At 53.0% G+C, this 13,681-nt stretch carries 11 protein-coding genes and 1 tRNA gene; 2 read left to right on the top strand and 10 right to left on the bottom strand.

The features are described from left to right. Position 1 precedes the first annotated feature (1 nt). Entirely contained in the window at positions 2-922 is a 921-nt protein-coding gene (locus CWI71_RS09860) for an alpha-E domain-containing protein (protein ID WP_126755101.1), read from the top strand. A 103-nt stretch (positions 923-1,025) separates the two neighbouring features. Here the strand turns inward: CWI71_RS09860 and CWI71_RS09855 are convergent, their stop codons facing one another. The 8 genes from CWI71_RS09855 to rpsU form a co-directional block, all read right to left on the bottom strand. Next, positions 1,026-3,056 carry a CocE/NonD family hydrolase gene (locus CWI71_RS09855; protein ID WP_126755100.1) on the bottom strand — a complete coding sequence of 677 codons (2,031 nt, stop codon included), beginning with the start codon at positions 3,054-3,056 and terminating at the stop codon, positions 1,026-1,028. Beyond that, the gene (locus tag CWI71_RS09850) at positions 3,053-4,384 is read right to left on the bottom strand and encodes an ATP-grasp domain-containing protein (RefSeq protein WP_126755099.1); all 1,332 of its coding nucleotides are present in this window, start codon (positions 4,382-4,384) and stop codon (positions 3,053-3,055) included. The genes CWI71_RS09855 and CWI71_RS09850 overlap by 4 nt, the downstream gene beginning before the upstream one ends. A 153-nt stretch (positions 4,385-4,537) precedes the next feature. After that, positions 4,538-4,613 (bottom strand) — tRNA-Ile (locus tag CWI71_RS09845). Between the two features lie 76 nt (positions 4,614-4,689). Then, positions 4,690-5,484, bottom strand: a complete 795-nt coding sequence (locus CWI71_RS09840; protein WP_241967698.1) for an amidohydrolase family protein — start codon at positions 5,482-5,484, stop codon at positions 4,690-4,692. A 132-nt stretch (positions 5,485-5,616) separates the two neighbouring features. Beyond that, positions 5,617-7,461, bottom strand: coding sequence for an RNA polymerase sigma factor RpoD (gene rpoD, locus CWI71_RS09835; protein WP_126755098.1), 1,845 nt, complete (start codon positions 7,459-7,461; stop codon positions 5,617-5,619). A gap of 114 nt (positions 7,462-7,575) precedes the next feature. After that, complete coding sequence (locus tag CWI71_RS09830; protein ID WP_126755097.1) at positions 7,576-7,968, bottom strand: DUF3192 domain-containing protein; 393 nt, start codon at positions 7,966-7,968, stop codon at positions 7,576-7,578. A gap of 198 nt (positions 7,969-8,166) precedes the next feature. After that, positions 8,167-9,918 carry a DNA primase gene (gene dnaG, locus CWI71_RS09825; protein WP_126755096.1) on the bottom strand — a complete coding sequence of 584 codons (1,752 nt, stop codon included), beginning with the start codon at positions 9,916-9,918 and terminating at the stop codon, positions 8,167-8,169. A 182-nt stretch (positions 9,919-10,100) separates the two neighbouring features. After that, positions 10,101-10,316, bottom strand: coding sequence for a 30S ribosomal protein S21 (rpsU, locus tag CWI71_RS09820; protein ID WP_026860840.1), 216 nt, complete (start codon positions 10,314-10,316; stop codon positions 10,101-10,103). A 391-nt stretch (positions 10,317-10,707) separates the two neighbouring features. Here rpsU and CWI71_RS09815 point away from each other — a divergent pair, with 391 nt between their 5' ends. Next, positions 10,708-11,355, top strand: a complete 648-nt coding sequence (locus CWI71_RS09815) for a MarC family protein (RefSeq protein ID WP_126755095.1) — start codon at positions 10,708-10,710, stop codon at positions 11,353-11,355. Positions 11,356-11,387: 32 nt separating this feature from the next. On the opposite strand, the gene tgt is transcribed toward CWI71_RS09815, so the two are convergent. Together tgt and queA are read right to left on the bottom strand one after the other, a co-directional pair. Then, positions 11,388-12,503 (bottom strand): tRNA guanosine(34) transglycosylase Tgt, encoded by a 1,116-nt coding sequence (gene tgt, locus CWI71_RS09810; protein WP_126755094.1) that lies wholly within the window; start codon positions 12,501-12,503, stop codon positions 11,388-11,390. 54 nt (positions 12,504-12,557) lie between these two features. After that, positions 12,558-13,604 (bottom strand): tRNA preQ1(34) S-adenosylmethionine ribosyltransferase-isomerase QueA, encoded by a 1,047-nt coding sequence (gene queA, locus CWI71_RS09805; protein WP_126755093.1) that lies wholly within the window; start codon positions 13,602-13,604, stop codon positions 12,558-12,560. Positions 13,605-13,681: the final 77 nt, after the last annotated feature.

The following is a 13,681-nucleotide window of genomic DNA, read 5'->3' as shown; positions in this document are numbered from 1 at the left end:
CATGTTGTCACGCGTTGCAAGTAATATGTTCTGGATGGCACGGTATCTGGAGCGCGCCGAAAACACCGCGCGTTTGATTAACGTCAACTCGCACCTGTTAATGGATCTTCCCACTACGGTTAAGCTGGGCTGGGAGCCGATTATCGATATTCTCTCCGGCCGCGATGGCTTTTACGAGCGCTATGACAAGGCCGATGAAGCCAGTGTGGTGAAATATCTTGTCACCGACAAAGAAAATCCGGGCTCGATTATTAACTCACTCACCCAAGCGCGTGAGAATGCTCGCACCGTAAGGGAGATCATTCCGTCGGAGATCTGGGAGCAAGTCAACGGCTTATACCTGTCGGCGATGCAAAACCGCCAGGCTCTGTTAGGGCGCCGACGCCGCTATGAGGCTCTGAGTGGCGTCATCCGCGCCAATCAAACCATTACCGGCACCCTGGCCGGTATTATGACCCACGATGAAGGCTATGCTTTTATACGTCTTGGCCGCAATCTTGAACGTGGCGACATGACCACCCGCATTATCGACGTGCGCTCGGCATCGCTACTGCCCGAGCTTGACGGTGATCAGTCCACCTTTGAGAATATTCAATGGATGAGCGTACTGAAGTCCATGTCGGCATATCAGATGTACCGCCAGAAAGTACGACTGCGCATCAACCGCCCTGATGTGCTGAAATTTTTATTACTCGAACCGCGTTTCCCGCGGTCACTGCTGCACACCCTGCATCAGGTAAAAGCTTTACTAGAAGAGCTGCCACGCCATGAAAAAGCGGTCGAAGCCACTGAGAAGTTAGAAACGCAGCTCGTCGATGGCAAGCCGCAGTGCCTGGAGCAACAAGAGCTGCATGAGTTCATCGATGACATGCAGTTGGGCATGATAAAAATTGCTGAGCAGATTAATAAAACCTATTTTTAGTGGATTTAAGCGTAAAACTGCCAAGTTTTGCCAGGTGACCGCCCGTCGGTAATTTGCCGAGCGATCTTATTCCCTTTTCTCCATGTGCTTCTGATGGGTATCCTCAAATATGGTCGCGCGGGATCGTTTCGTCCCAGCTAAAGCAGCACACCCGCGTGTCGCCTTCATAGGCATCGAGTTCGGCGCGGATGTAGAAATTATTCGCGTCCGAGGTCAGGCAGGTATAGGTCCGGGTCTTGATCTTCCAGTCGTCGCGCTGGAGTGTCCGGATCCACTCGGTTGTCCCCCTTACACTGGTGAAATCGCCCGTGACGGCTGAATATTTCTCCACCGCATGGGTGCCGACCGTCAGGTCGATATCGTCGAACCGGAATAGGCCGCGATCATCGATGACCTCCAGTTCGGAGCGCTGGTCAGCAAGATCGCGATGGACCAGCCAGCGATGCGCGCCCGGTTCGTACACGGTGGTCGAAGGCGGATGCGCGCAGACCGGCGGATCAAAGCTTGCCTCCTCCTCACCGCCGATATTTTTCGTGCGGCAGGGCAGGATGATCCGGCTCTTGCCCGTATAGACCGTGAGTTTGGTCGATTCCGGTGGGGTCCAAGCCATTGGCCAGTAGACGGTGGATACCGAAACCCGAATTCGGTGGCCCTTCTCGAAGCGTTGGGCGATGTGGTTCAAGGGCACCTTGACCCTGTAGCGCTTGCCCGGTTCCAGTAATTCGGGGTGCTGGCGACTGTCACGATGGGTGAGGTTGAGCATTCCGTAGGTGACGCGCGTGATTTGATGGTCGGGCAAGAAATCCGACAGGCGCACCGCGACCATGGCGAGCGGCTGGTCGCTCTCCAACTCGAGTTCGACGACCGGCTGACCAAGAATCTCCACGTCCTCTTCCAGCTCGTGAGTCTGGAAGATCAGTCCGCCGCCGTCCTCGGAACGCTGGTCACCGGCGAGATCCGGCCCGTTGGCGTAGGAACACCATTTGCCGGCGAACAGTCCCAGCGTGACCGGGGACTGGACTTTCATGCCTACCTCCCCGGTCTCCTCCCCGCTATTCTCTGCGATGAGGTGGCGTCCGGTCCCGAAGGTGTAAGCGCGAGGCTCGATATCCGGGCTCGGCCATTCAGCCTCGACCACCCAGCGGCCCTTGCGGTATTTGTACTGAGGGTTGGGCGGGGCGGAGTCCTGCATGTAGGCGCATAGCATGTTCTCGTCGTCCATGCCGCGGTCCTTGCCTTTCAACCAGTGATCCCACCAATCGAGAAGCTCGCCGAGAAAGTCGATGGCCGGCCCGGGGCTGCCGATATGCGGATAGGTGTGACCCCAGGGCCCGACGAGGCCCTTACGCGGCACGTCGAGATTTTCCATGAGGCGGAAGACGGTATTGGTATAGCCGTCGGCCCACCCTGAGACTGCGAAGACCGGGATCTTGATGTCGCCGTAATGCTCAGAAACTGAGCCGTGCCGCCAGTAGCTGTCGCGGCGCTGATGCTGCAGCCAGGTCTTCAGCCACAGTCCGCTACCTTTCAGGCGCTCCATCCACATGTCCTTCCAGCGGTCCCCCACTAGCGCGGGATCGGGCGGCATGGTGTTGTAAGAGAACATGACGCCAGCCCAGGAGAGATTGTCGCCCAACAGCGTGCCGCCCATGTGGTGGATGTCGTCGGCATAGCGGTCGTCACTGGAGCAGACCGTAACGATGGCCTTGAGCGGTTCGGGCTGCATCGCCGCGATCATCAGACCGTTGAACCCGCCCCAGCTGATGCCCATCATTCCGACATTGCCATCGCACCAGTCCTGCTCAGCCAGCCAGTGGATGGCAGCCACGCCGTCATCGAGCTCGCTCTGCAGGTACTCGTCAGTCAGCACGCCCTCGGACTCCCCGCTGCCCCGAATGTCCAGGCGAACACAGGCATAGCCGTGCCCGGCGAGGTATTTGTGCGTGATCTCGTCGCGCACGGTCGAACCGAAGCGCTTTCTATAGGGAATGTATTCCAGGATCACCGGCACCGGATCGTCGCCTGAATCCTTTGGGCGCCAGATACGCGCGGCCAGCTTCAGGCCATCGCCGACCGGGATCCAGACATTCTCCTCCTCGATGATCTCGTGGGGAAAGTCGGATACGCTTTTCATACTTTCTCGGGGAGCGGTTGAATGTAAATGGGAAGCGAAGCCAGGATCCGGTTATACGCATCCTCCAGCATGTCCTTGTCGTCACCGCCGAGGAAAATGTCGGCAAGCTCGTACGAATAACTGTCCTGGAAAAACATGTCAGAGAGACGCTGATCCTTCTCGACAAGAACGTTCGCATCAAAATCGGGCAGGATGCGTTTCAATTCTGCGATCTCTTCGGAGCTGGGCACGCGCTTAACAATGCCATCGGCCTCGAAGCTTCTCAGCATGAATTTGCCCGCGATGGCGTCTTTTCCTTCGCGATGAGGCATGTCCGGCTCGAGCCCCATCGACAGCTCGATAGCCACCTTCTGGTGAGCCGCGCCGTCAACCATGTGGAATAACGGAGAGTGGGACTTCGAGATTCGGGCGTTGATTTCGAGCAGATGCAGGTCGCCGCTTTCGGGATCATAGAAGAATTCGACATTGAACGGTGAGCCGTCATAGCCGATCGCCGTCATCATCTTGCCGGTGATCTCGGTGGCGCGCTCGATGACCTCTTCGGGCAAATCGGCGGGATACTGATAGCGCGAGAAGCTGGACGCGTGCTCGCCCTCGCGCAGGGATTCCACCGCGCCGTAGATCCTAGTTTCGCCCTGCCAGACATAGCCTTCCAACGTGAACTGCCGCTTGGCCGAAATGAGTTGTTCGGCCACGGCGAAATTACCGTCGATACCGTCGATCTCGCTGCGGTCCTCAAGCTTGTCCAGGAAAGCGTTGAAAGGCTCGCCGATCAGATGAATCTTCTGGCGACAGGCGTGCAACGCCTCATCGAATTCTTCCTCGTCCTCGACCAGAAATCCGAGCACGGAGGAGTGACCTTTGACCGGTTTGAGCCAAAACGGATAGTCCGGCGCCTCTTTCTTGGCATTTTCCGGATCGAAGGGATTGATGGCACGCACCTCGGGTGTGCCATCGGGAAAGGCCTCTTTCTCCTTCAGGCGTGCCCAGTACTTGTGCTCGCATTTCGCGACCGCTTCGGGACTAGCACCCGGCATTGCGTAGTCGCGCCGCAGCAACGAAACGAGCGAGGTCACGGGAAAATCCAGATAGCCGATGATCGCATCTGGCTTGCCGCCATGCGCGTCGATAATGGATCTGGCATGCTCATAAAGCTCGTCGAAATCGATGCGGCCGCTGGCTGGCTGAACGTCAGAATATTCAAGTGTACGGATCAGTTCCCAGTTCTCCGAGCCTGGGATTTTCTCGATCAGGGAGAGATTGTAGTCGTCGGCACCGACGACGAAGATCTTTTTTTTGCCGCTGCTGGCCTGGGTCTCATCGTTCATCGTTAATATCCCTGTGCTCGCTCGACTTTCAAAAAGTATAGGACAGGTCTTAATAAATTTCCTATTTGGACGAGCCTGCTAATATACCAAGAGCGGGAGCACGGAGATTGCACCTTCAAAGGCTCAAGAAATACCGTAACTTAATGACTTTATTGGTGGCCCCTCCCAGATTTGAACTGGGGACCAACCGATTATGAGTCGGCTGCTCTAACCACTGAGCTAAGGGGCCATTTTGGAAGGAATGCAAAAGCGGGCGCAAGTATATGAAATTTCTGCCCGCTTGTCATGACCCCGCAGGGCTGTTTTTACAGTTTCAGGTTGTAGAATTCGGCGGCGTTGCGCGCGAAAACTTTGTCGATGGCGTCTTCGTCGTCCAGTGCCTGGGCGACGGTGGTGATATCGCTAATGTTGAACGGTCGCTCGGCGCGGTTTGACGGCAAGTCGGTGCCGAACATCAGGCAGTCGGGGTTGGTCTTGTACAACACCTTCACTGCTTCTGTGACGTTCACTTCGGTGCGGCCAAAGCCACTGGCTTTAATGTGAACACCCGCATCAGCAAGTCTTTGAACCTGTGACACGCCAGAGCGTGCCATGCCAAGGTGATCGACTGAGGCTTTTGGCAGCTTCACCAGTTTCGGGATGATTTCATCAAGTTCGCGGCTGTCGACATACATTTCCAAATGCCAGCCGGCGAGATCCCAAATGCGCATGCCAAAGTCGACCAGGTTGTCCAGGCCACTAACCACCCGACGTTTCAGGTTGACGCGTACACCGCGCACGCCCAAGTCGCGTAGTGACAATATTTTTTCGTCCGATACGCTGCTTGGCAGGTTGGTAACGGCGACAAAGTTATCACCGAATTGCTCAAGTGCCGGTTTAAGGTACTTTTGATCAAAACCATGAGCCGAACCCGACACCACCACACCACCCACGATGGGAAGATCGCGCGTGCGATGCTGATAGTCCTCAACCGAAAAAGGCGTCGGCAAAAACCCCTGATTTTCAATCAGCGGGTAAGAGTCATTATAGATATGCAAATGCGCATCAATAATCCGACGTGGTTTGGGCGTATCAGTCATTTTCTGATCCAGTGCGGTCATAAAGTATCCTTTTCAACGAAATTACGCACACCTTAACAAATCTGGCGCCGTTTTTCATATACAGGCTATAAAAAAGCCCCTGAAGCTTCAAGCTGCAGGGGCTTTATTCGGGTTCACACCGCGAGACCTCAATTACTCATCGAGGAAAGATTTCAGCTGCTCAGAGCGACTTGGGTGGCGCAGTTTGCGCAACGCCTTCGCTTCAATCTGACGAATCCGCTCGCGGGTGACGTCAAACTGCTTGCCGACTTCTTCCAGGGTGTGGTCGGTGTTCATATCAATACCAAAGCGCATACGCAGTACCTTGGCTTCGCGCTGGGTCAAACCACCCAGTACTTCGCGTACGGCATTGCGCAAGCTTTCTGACGTCGCCGAGTCCACCGGTAAATCAAGGGTGGTGTCCTCGATAAAGTCACCCAGATGCGAATCTTCATCGTCACCAATCGGAGTTTCCATCGAGATTGGCTCTTTGGCGATTTTCAGCACCTTGCGGATCTTGTCTTCCGGCATAACCATGCGCTCGGCCAGTTCTTCCGGTGACGGCTCGCGTCCCATCTCCTGCAACATCTGCCGTGAAATACGGTTCAGCTTATTGATCGTTTCGATCATGTGCACCGGAATACGAATGGTACGCGCCTGATCCGCAATCGAACGCGTAATTGCCTGACGAATCCACCAGGTCGCGTAGGTCGAGAACTTGTAGCCACGACGGTATTCAAACTTGTCCACCGCTTTCATCAGACCAATGTTACCTTCCTGAATCAGATCCAGGAACTGTAGACCACGGTTGGTGTACTTTTTCGCAATCGAAATTACCAGACGCAGGTTCGCTTCGACCATTTCTTTCTTAGCGCGGCGCGCTTTGGCTTCGCCAATCGACATACGACGGTTGATATCTTTAACCTTCGCAATTGTCAGACCGGTTTCCACTTCAACTTCAGCAAGCTTTGCAATGCAACGCTCAAGCTCTGGTCGCAATTCGGCCAGGTCTTCAGCATAACTTTCGCCGCTTTCAATGGCAGCATCGAGCCATGCGGTGCTGTTTTCATTACCAGCAAACGCCTTCATGAACGCGCGTTTCGGCATGTTTGCCTGCTCCACGCTCATTTTCATGATCAAACGTTCCTGCACGCGGACACGATGCATCATGTCACGCATGTCTTTCACCAGGCGGTCAAACTGCTTAGGTACCAGACGGAACTGCTTGAACAGGTCGCTCAGGGCATCAATTTCTTTGCGCGCTTTGGCGTTGTCACGACCATGCTTACTGATTGCGGCGCGGGTTTTTTCATACTGCTCGCGCAACTCAGCAAACTTCTGGCGGGCGAATTCCGGATCGATGCCGCCTTCTGATGTGTCATCATCGCTGTCATCTTCGTCTTCGTCGCCATCGTCATCTTCGTCCTCAAGCTCTTCTTCGGAAAGCTCTGAACCGATGTGAGTGGCGCTCACCGGCGCTTCATCGACTTCGTTCGGATCAATAAAGCCAGAGATGATGTCAGTTAAACGCATCTCTTCAGCTTCACACTGATCCCACTGATCAAGCAGAAAGTTAATGGCTTCCGGATATTCGGCAACGGAGCACTGAACCTGGTTAATACCTTCTTCAATGCGTTTGGCGATATCAATTTCGCCTTCGCGGGTCAGTAGCTCAACGGTACCCATTTCACGCATGTACATACGCACAGGGTCAGTCGTACGGCCTAACTCGCCATCAACACTCGCAAGCGCCTGGGCTGCGGCTTCCGCAGCGTCTTCGTCCGCGGTGTCTTCGCTCATCATCAGATCATCGGCATCAGGTGCACTTTCGAACACCTTAATACCCATGTCATTGATCATGGCAATGATATCTTCGATTTGATCGGAATCTACAATCTCAGAAGGTAAGTGATCGTTAACCTCAGAAAAAGTCAGGTAGCCCTGCTCTTTTCCTTTGGCAATAAGAATTCTGAGTTGCGATTGACGACTCTGCTGCATACAGATCTACCACCTGTGATTTCAAATGGATAACTAAAAACCGGTCTTAAAATGAGGTATCAAATTTAAGACCGGATAGTGTAGCAGATTATGCAGTTTTGAGCCAGAAATTAATCAGTCGTGCTGTGGGATGCGCTTCAGCGCCAGCTGGCCTGTACCGACCAGTTTACCGTTCTCAAAAACCAGTGGTGTGCACTCGTCACGAGTGGTGTTGCCGTCGCTCTCAACGCGCTGTGTCCGATAGTAAAGTACGTCATAGCGCTCACCGTCAACCGTGACGCGATCAGCGAATTCCGGCGTTCCCATGGTGTTACGGACGTAGTCCAGGGTGACCTGATTATCAAGCGCGGCGATCATTCGGCGGTTCTTTTCTTCCAGCTTACGATAATCACTTGCAGAGTATTCACCATCGTCCGAATACCCGTCCGCCACTATCAGACAACCTTGCAGGGTCATGACTGAAGTCAGCAGTACCGCGCCAGTGGCTAAAGCTTTCATTGTTTTCATTATGCTAATTCCTTTATTCAATTTGTCAGATAGGAGAAGTATGCCTTATAACCTAAGCAAATAAAGCAAAGATAATGCCAACTTTGTATCAATGTGTTAAAGACAATAATAACAGTAGCTTATGGGAATTTGGCAACCGTGGGGTCAGTTGGGATGGGTAGGCAAATTGACAAATTGTTTTGCAATTTCGCCAACTTTTTACGAAGAGTGCTTTTGCGCTTTATGTCGCAGTAATGCCATATATTCACGCTTTTCCGCTGCGGTCAGAGGTGCCTGACGTTCTTTGGCTAACAGTTCGTTCGCGCGCTGCTCGACGAACAGATCGATAAAATACAAGAAGGTGTCAAAAAACTCCTGACTGATTTTATCCTGCTCAAGATGATGCTCCCAACTCATTAACTGACGCAAAAGCTTCTCTTCGCGGGTGCCGCGCCACTGCTCCAGTAATTGCGCCGGGGTCAGGCTGTGCTCACGGGTTTGTCGGTGAAGTTTTAGTAGCACTGGAATGCCGGGAAGCTTTAGCTGTGCTAATTCTTCGTGCAAAGGAACTTCCTGCCCCAGTTGCGGGTATTGCAATAACAGCGCAATAGCGCGCCGTATCGGCGTCATTTTTAATTCGTCGCGATTCGCGGTAGGCGCCGCTTTTGCTTTCATCTGCCCCGCCACCTGCGAAACTTCACGGCGTAATAACCGTGCCAGCTCTTGCAGTAGCTCTTCGCGATAGTAATCACTCGCTACTTTTTCAATTAGCGGTTTTGCCTGGCTCAGCAGCATTGCGCGGCCACTGTCTGTGGCAAGGTCGAGTGTCTCGGTCAGGTGCGCGAAAAAGTACTGGGTAAAACTTTGTGCCTCGCCCAGCCGCGCTTTAAACGCTTCAGCACCTTCCTGGCGCACCAGGCTATCCGGATCTTCGCCATCGGGTAAGAACAGGAAATTCAGCTGCAAGCCGTCGGTCAGCAGCGGCAACGCATTTTCAAGGGCCCGCCAGGCAGCGTCACGGCCGGCACGATCACCATCATAACAGCAAGTCACCTGGCGTGTGGCGCGAAACAGCATTTGCAACTGTTCGGTCGTGGTCGCGGTGCCTAACGAGGCCACCGCAAAATCAATCCCCGCCTGCGCCAATGCCACCACGTCCATGTAGCCTTCAACAATAACGACCTGTTCAATACTACGATGTGCTTGTTTGACTTCATAGAAGCCATAAAGCTCGCGGCCTTTGTGGAAAATTCGCGTTTCAGGAGAGTTCAGGTATTTAGGTCCATCACCGCTGATGATGCGTCCGCCGAAGCCCACCACCCGTCCGCGTCTATCGCGGATAGGAAACATAATGCGATCGCGAAAAAAGTCGTAATAACGGCCATTGTCGTTGCGGTTTACCAGCTTCAGATCCACCAGTTGATCACGTGATCGCTGATCTTTGGCCAGCGACTTCAGCAGATCATCCCAACCATCGGGGGCGTAGCCAATCTGAAACTGCTTCACGATCTCACCACTCAAACCACGCCCTTTCAGGTACTCAATGACTTCCGGGGCTTTTTTGTGCTTTCGTAGCTGATAACTGAAAAACTGGGTGGCCCGCTCCATTTGCTGATAGTCATCGGCCGCCTGTTGGCGTTTCCGTGCTTCAGCCTGCGGGTTCGCCGAAGTCTCGCGCGGCACTTCGACGCCCATCATCGACGCCAGCTCTTCAACCGCATCCGGAAACTCAAGACCGTCGTAGGCCATCAGAAAATCGATGGCATTACCGTGCTCGCCGCAGCCAAAGCAGTGATAAAACTGTTTATCGGGGGCAACAGTGAAACTAGGTGTTTTTTCGTTATGGAAGGGACAACAGGCCTGATAATTACGCCCGGCCTTTTTCAGCGGTACACGGCTATCGACGACTTCAACCACGTCAGCGCGGTCGAGCAAATCGTGAATAAAGCTTTTTGGGATAAGGCCTGCCATGAATATCGCGGTTCCGTTCGTTTACCAAGGCACTGATGATCGTCTGAGGATTGTACCCTGTATTCCAGAAATGAAAAAGCCGAAGCGTGGAAACTGCTCCGGCTCTCATACTGTCACTGAATTAGTTCAGAGACCAGTCGCGATGTAAAAGCTAGGCTTATTAAATGAAGCCCTGAATAGCCTTAGTACAGACGAGTACGACGCGCGTTCTCGCGCGACAACTTCTTCGCGTGACGTTTTACAGCTGCTGCTTTCTTGCGCTTGCGCTCTGCAGTAGGCTTTTCGTAGTGTTCGCGGCGACGAACTTCTGACAGTACGCCCGCTTTTTCGCAAGAACGTTTGAAACGACGCAGCGCTACGTCAAACGGCTCGTTTTCTTTTACTTTAACAACTGGCATTAAAATCTCACCTCAATGAAAATTCTGTTGTTTGGTTATCAAACTTTGGTCGTTTTCTGACCAAGACGAATAAAAATGGTGCTGAATTGTAGCGACTTCAGATCCTGATGTAAAGCCTGCGATCAATTTAATTCTGGGGGCAGGAAATAGGGAGATGGAAGCGGTGAAGCATGGTATCAGGCTGGTGACGAGACATCCATGCTTTTGAGTCACCGCTTCCAAAAGTGGAGAAGCTGGTTTTTATGGTTTATGTATTAATTTTGTAATTCTTATTATGGCATTTTATTGCGCCAACGGCTGTCGCACAAAATCTTTTTTTTGTTTTTTTACCAACATTTTAAAATCTTGATACAATACCGCTACTTATCGCCCTGATGGTTCGGAGCCCGGCATGTTCGAAACCTTTATTTTCCAGTTCACCTCACTGTTTACCATGATCAACCCGGTAGCAGCGGTGCCTATTTATATAGCACTTACCGAAACCATGACGCCAAAAGCCGCGCGTTGGGTTGCGATGCGTGCTGCGGTGACCGCTTTTATCGCCTTGACTGTGTTTGCGCTGCTCGGTGAAGTCATTTTCAGCTTTTTTAATATCTCGGTGAACGGACTGCGTGTGGCCGGTGGTATTTTGTTCTTCGTGATGGGCTTTGAAATGCTGCGCGGACGCACTGTACCTAAGCGGGTTGACGGCGAAAGTGATGGTGACTTTGGCTCCGATGTTGCGGTCACGCCCATTGGTATTCCGATGATTGCCGGACCAGGCGCGATTACCATGGTCATACTGGTTATTCAGGAAAGTAAAACAGCGGCCTCGACTGCGACAGCAACCATCAGCTTGTTTATCGCCATTGCCGTGGTATGTGCTTTGACCGCAGTGGTGCTTGCCAGTGGACGTCAGTTACTGGCGAAGCTCGGTCGCAGCGGCAGTAAAATACTGATGCGCCTGATGGGCTTAATTGTAATGTTGATTGCGGTAGAGTTCTTCTTTGCCGGTATTAAGCCGTATGTGATTGACATTGCCAGAGCGATCCCCGCCTAAGCGCAGGGATCAACTCTTACCGGTATGCGCTATCAGGCCAGTTCAGGCACTTCCATGTCGCGCTTACGGTAAAATTCCGCAACGTGTTCTTCCAGGCGATCATCAGCAATCGCATCACGCAGATCCTGCATGACTTTTTGATAGAAGTGCAGGTTGTGGATGGTATTCAGACGGCCGCCAAGCATTTCGTTTGAGCGGTCAAGATGGTGCAGATACGCCCGTGAGTAATTCTTACAGGTATAGCAGTCACATTCCGGATCGAGTGGTCCGGTGTCCGTGCGATGCACGGCATTGCGGATCTTCACCACCCCGGTGCTGATAAACAGGTGACCGTTGCGGGCATTACGGGTGGGCATGACACAGTCAAACATATCGATACCACGACGCACTGCCTCGACCAAGTCTTCCGGCTTGCCTACACCCATCAGATAACGCGGCTTATCGGCTGGCATCTTTGGCGCGATGTGATCAAGAACGCGCATCATGTCTTCTTTCGGCTCACCCACTGACAAGCCACCAATGGCATAACCATCAAAACCGATGTCTGTCAGGCCATCGAGTGAAATGGTACGAAGCTCTTCGTACATACCGCCCTGAATGATACCAAACAGCGCCGATGGATTATCGCCATGTGCGGTCTTTGAGCGCTCGGCCCAACGCAACGACAGTTCCATTGAACTGCGCGCCTCAGCCTGTGTCGCCGGATAAGGGGTACACTCGTCGAAAATCATGACAATATCTGAGCCCAGATCACGCTGCACTTCCATCGACTTCTCCGGCGTCAGCAAAATCTTTTCACCATTGATAGGTGAACGGAAAGTAACCCCCTCTTCGGTAATCTTACGCAGCTCACCCAAGCTAAATACCTGAAAACCGCCTGAGTCGGTCAGAATGGGTTTATCCCAGTTCATGAAATCGTGCAGATCGCCATGCTGCTTGATAATCGACGTGCCAGGTCGCAGCATCAGGTGGAAAGTATTGCCCAGACAGATATGCGCCCCGGTGTCTTTAACTTCTTCCGGAGTGAGACCTTTGACGGTACCCGCTGTACCTACTGGCATAAACGCGGGGGTTTCGACCACGCCCCGGTCAAAGATCATACGCCCACGGCGGGCTTTGCCGCAGGTCTTTAATAATTCAAACTTCATTTCATCACCGTTCGGTTAAATCACGGAAAAACAGTCCGAGTGCGACAGTATACCTTAGCTGGGTTTGCGGGTCACAAACATCGCATCGCCATAACTAAAGAAGCGATAACGCTCGGCGATGGCCTGCTCATAGGCATGCAACACATTTTCACGTCCTGCGAAAGCTGATATCAGCATAATCAGCGTCGACTCCGGCAGATGGAAATTAGTCACCATGGCATCCACTATCTGAAACTCATAGCCCGGATAGATAAAAATATCGGTATCAGAGAAAAACGGCGCCAATGTTTCACCCTTTTCTCGCGCCGCTTGTGCTGCCGACTCGAGCGAACGCACTGAAGTGGTACCAACGGCAACCACGCGCTTGCCAGCGGCGCGCGTGGCCGCGATGGCGGCAATCGTTTCTTCTGGCACTTCCGCGTACTCGCTATGCATGTGATGCTCTTCAATCTTATCGACACGCACCGGCTGGAAAGTACCCGCCCCCACATGCAGTGTGACGTAAGCAAACTTCACACCCTTGGCTTCTAAGGCTGCCAGAATCTGCGCGTCAAAATGCAGACCCGCTGTGGGTGCGGCTACCGCGCCTGGCTTTTTATTATAAACCGTCTGATAGCGCTCACGATCACTGGCTTCGTCGGGTCGATCAATATAGGGTGGCAAAGGCATATGACCGTACTGCTCAAGTACCTCCAGAACCGGCGCGTCAGTTAAAAAACGCAGTTCAAACAAGGCACCCTGGCGGGCAATCATTTCCACCTCGACGGCGCCTTCGAGCAACATCTTTTGTCCGGCCTTCGGCGCGCGATTGCTGCGTACATGCGCCAGCACACGTTGCTCATCGAGCAAGCGCTCAACCAACACTTCAACTTTACCGCCTGAAACCTTCTCGCCAAGCAGTCGCGCCGGAATCACCCGGGTGTCGTTGAACACCAGCAGATCGCCCGCTTCGAGTTCATCGACAATGGCTTTAAACTGAGAATGTTCGACCGCGCCGGTGGCGCCATCAAGGCGCAGCATACGGCTGGCACTGCGATCAGGTTGCGGGTAACGGGCAATCAGCTCGTCAGGTAATTCGAAAGTAAAGTCTTTAAGATCCATGGTTTTCACTGCCGTTATTTTGAGCGCGTACTTTACCCGTTTTGGCAGATAAAAAAAAGCACGCCAGATGGCGTGCT

It is taken from the genome of Pseudidiomarina insulisalsae, from assembly GCF_003987065.1.
GTDB lineage: Bacteria > Pseudomonadota > Gammaproteobacteria > Enterobacterales > Alteromonadaceae > Pseudidiomarina > Pseudidiomarina insulisalsae.
Note: the sequence above shows the minus strand (reverse complement) of the source record. Positions and strands in the feature narration are given on the sequence as shown.

Coding starts and splice junctions, on each gene's coding strand:
- tgt (WP_126755094.1), bottom strand. CDS start 12,503: ATGAAGTTTGAATTATTAAAGACCTGCGGCAAAGCCCGCCGTGGGCGT.
- CWI71_RS09830 (WP_126755097.1), bottom strand. CDS start 7,968: ATGAAAACAATGAAAGCTTTAGCCACTGGCGCGGTACTGCTGACTTCA.
- dnaG (WP_126755096.1), bottom strand. CDS start 9,918: ATGGCAGGCCTTATCCCAAAAAGCTTTATTCACGATTTGCTCGACCGC.
- CWI71_RS09855 (WP_126755100.1), bottom strand. CDS start 3,056: ATGAAAAGCGTATCCGACTTTCCCCACGAGATCATCGAGGAGGAGAAT.
- rpsU (WP_026860840.1), bottom strand. CDS start 10,316: ATGCCAGTTGTTAAAGTAAAAGAAAACGAGCCGTTTGACGTAGCGCTG.
- rpoD (WP_126755098.1), bottom strand. CDS start 7,461: ATGCAGCAGAGTCGTCAATCGCAACTCAGAATTCTTATTGCCAAAGGA.
- queA (WP_126755093.1), bottom strand. CDS start 13,604: ATGGATCTTAAAGACTTTACTTTCGAATTACCTGACGAGCTGATTGCC.
- CWI71_RS09840 (WP_241967698.1), bottom strand. CDS start 5,484: ATGACCGCACTGGATCAGAAAATGACTGATACGCCCAAACCACGTCGG.
- CWI71_RS09860 (WP_126755101.1), top strand. CDS start 2: ATGTTGTCACGCGTTGCAAGTAATATGTTCTGGATGGCACGGTATCTG.
- CWI71_RS09850 (WP_126755099.1), bottom strand. CDS start 4,384: ATGAACGATGAGACCCAGGCCAGCAGCGGCAAAAAAAAGATCTTCGTC.
- CWI71_RS09815 (WP_126755095.1), top strand. CDS start 10,708: ATGTTCGAAACCTTTATTTTCCAGTTCACCTCACTGTTTACCATGATC.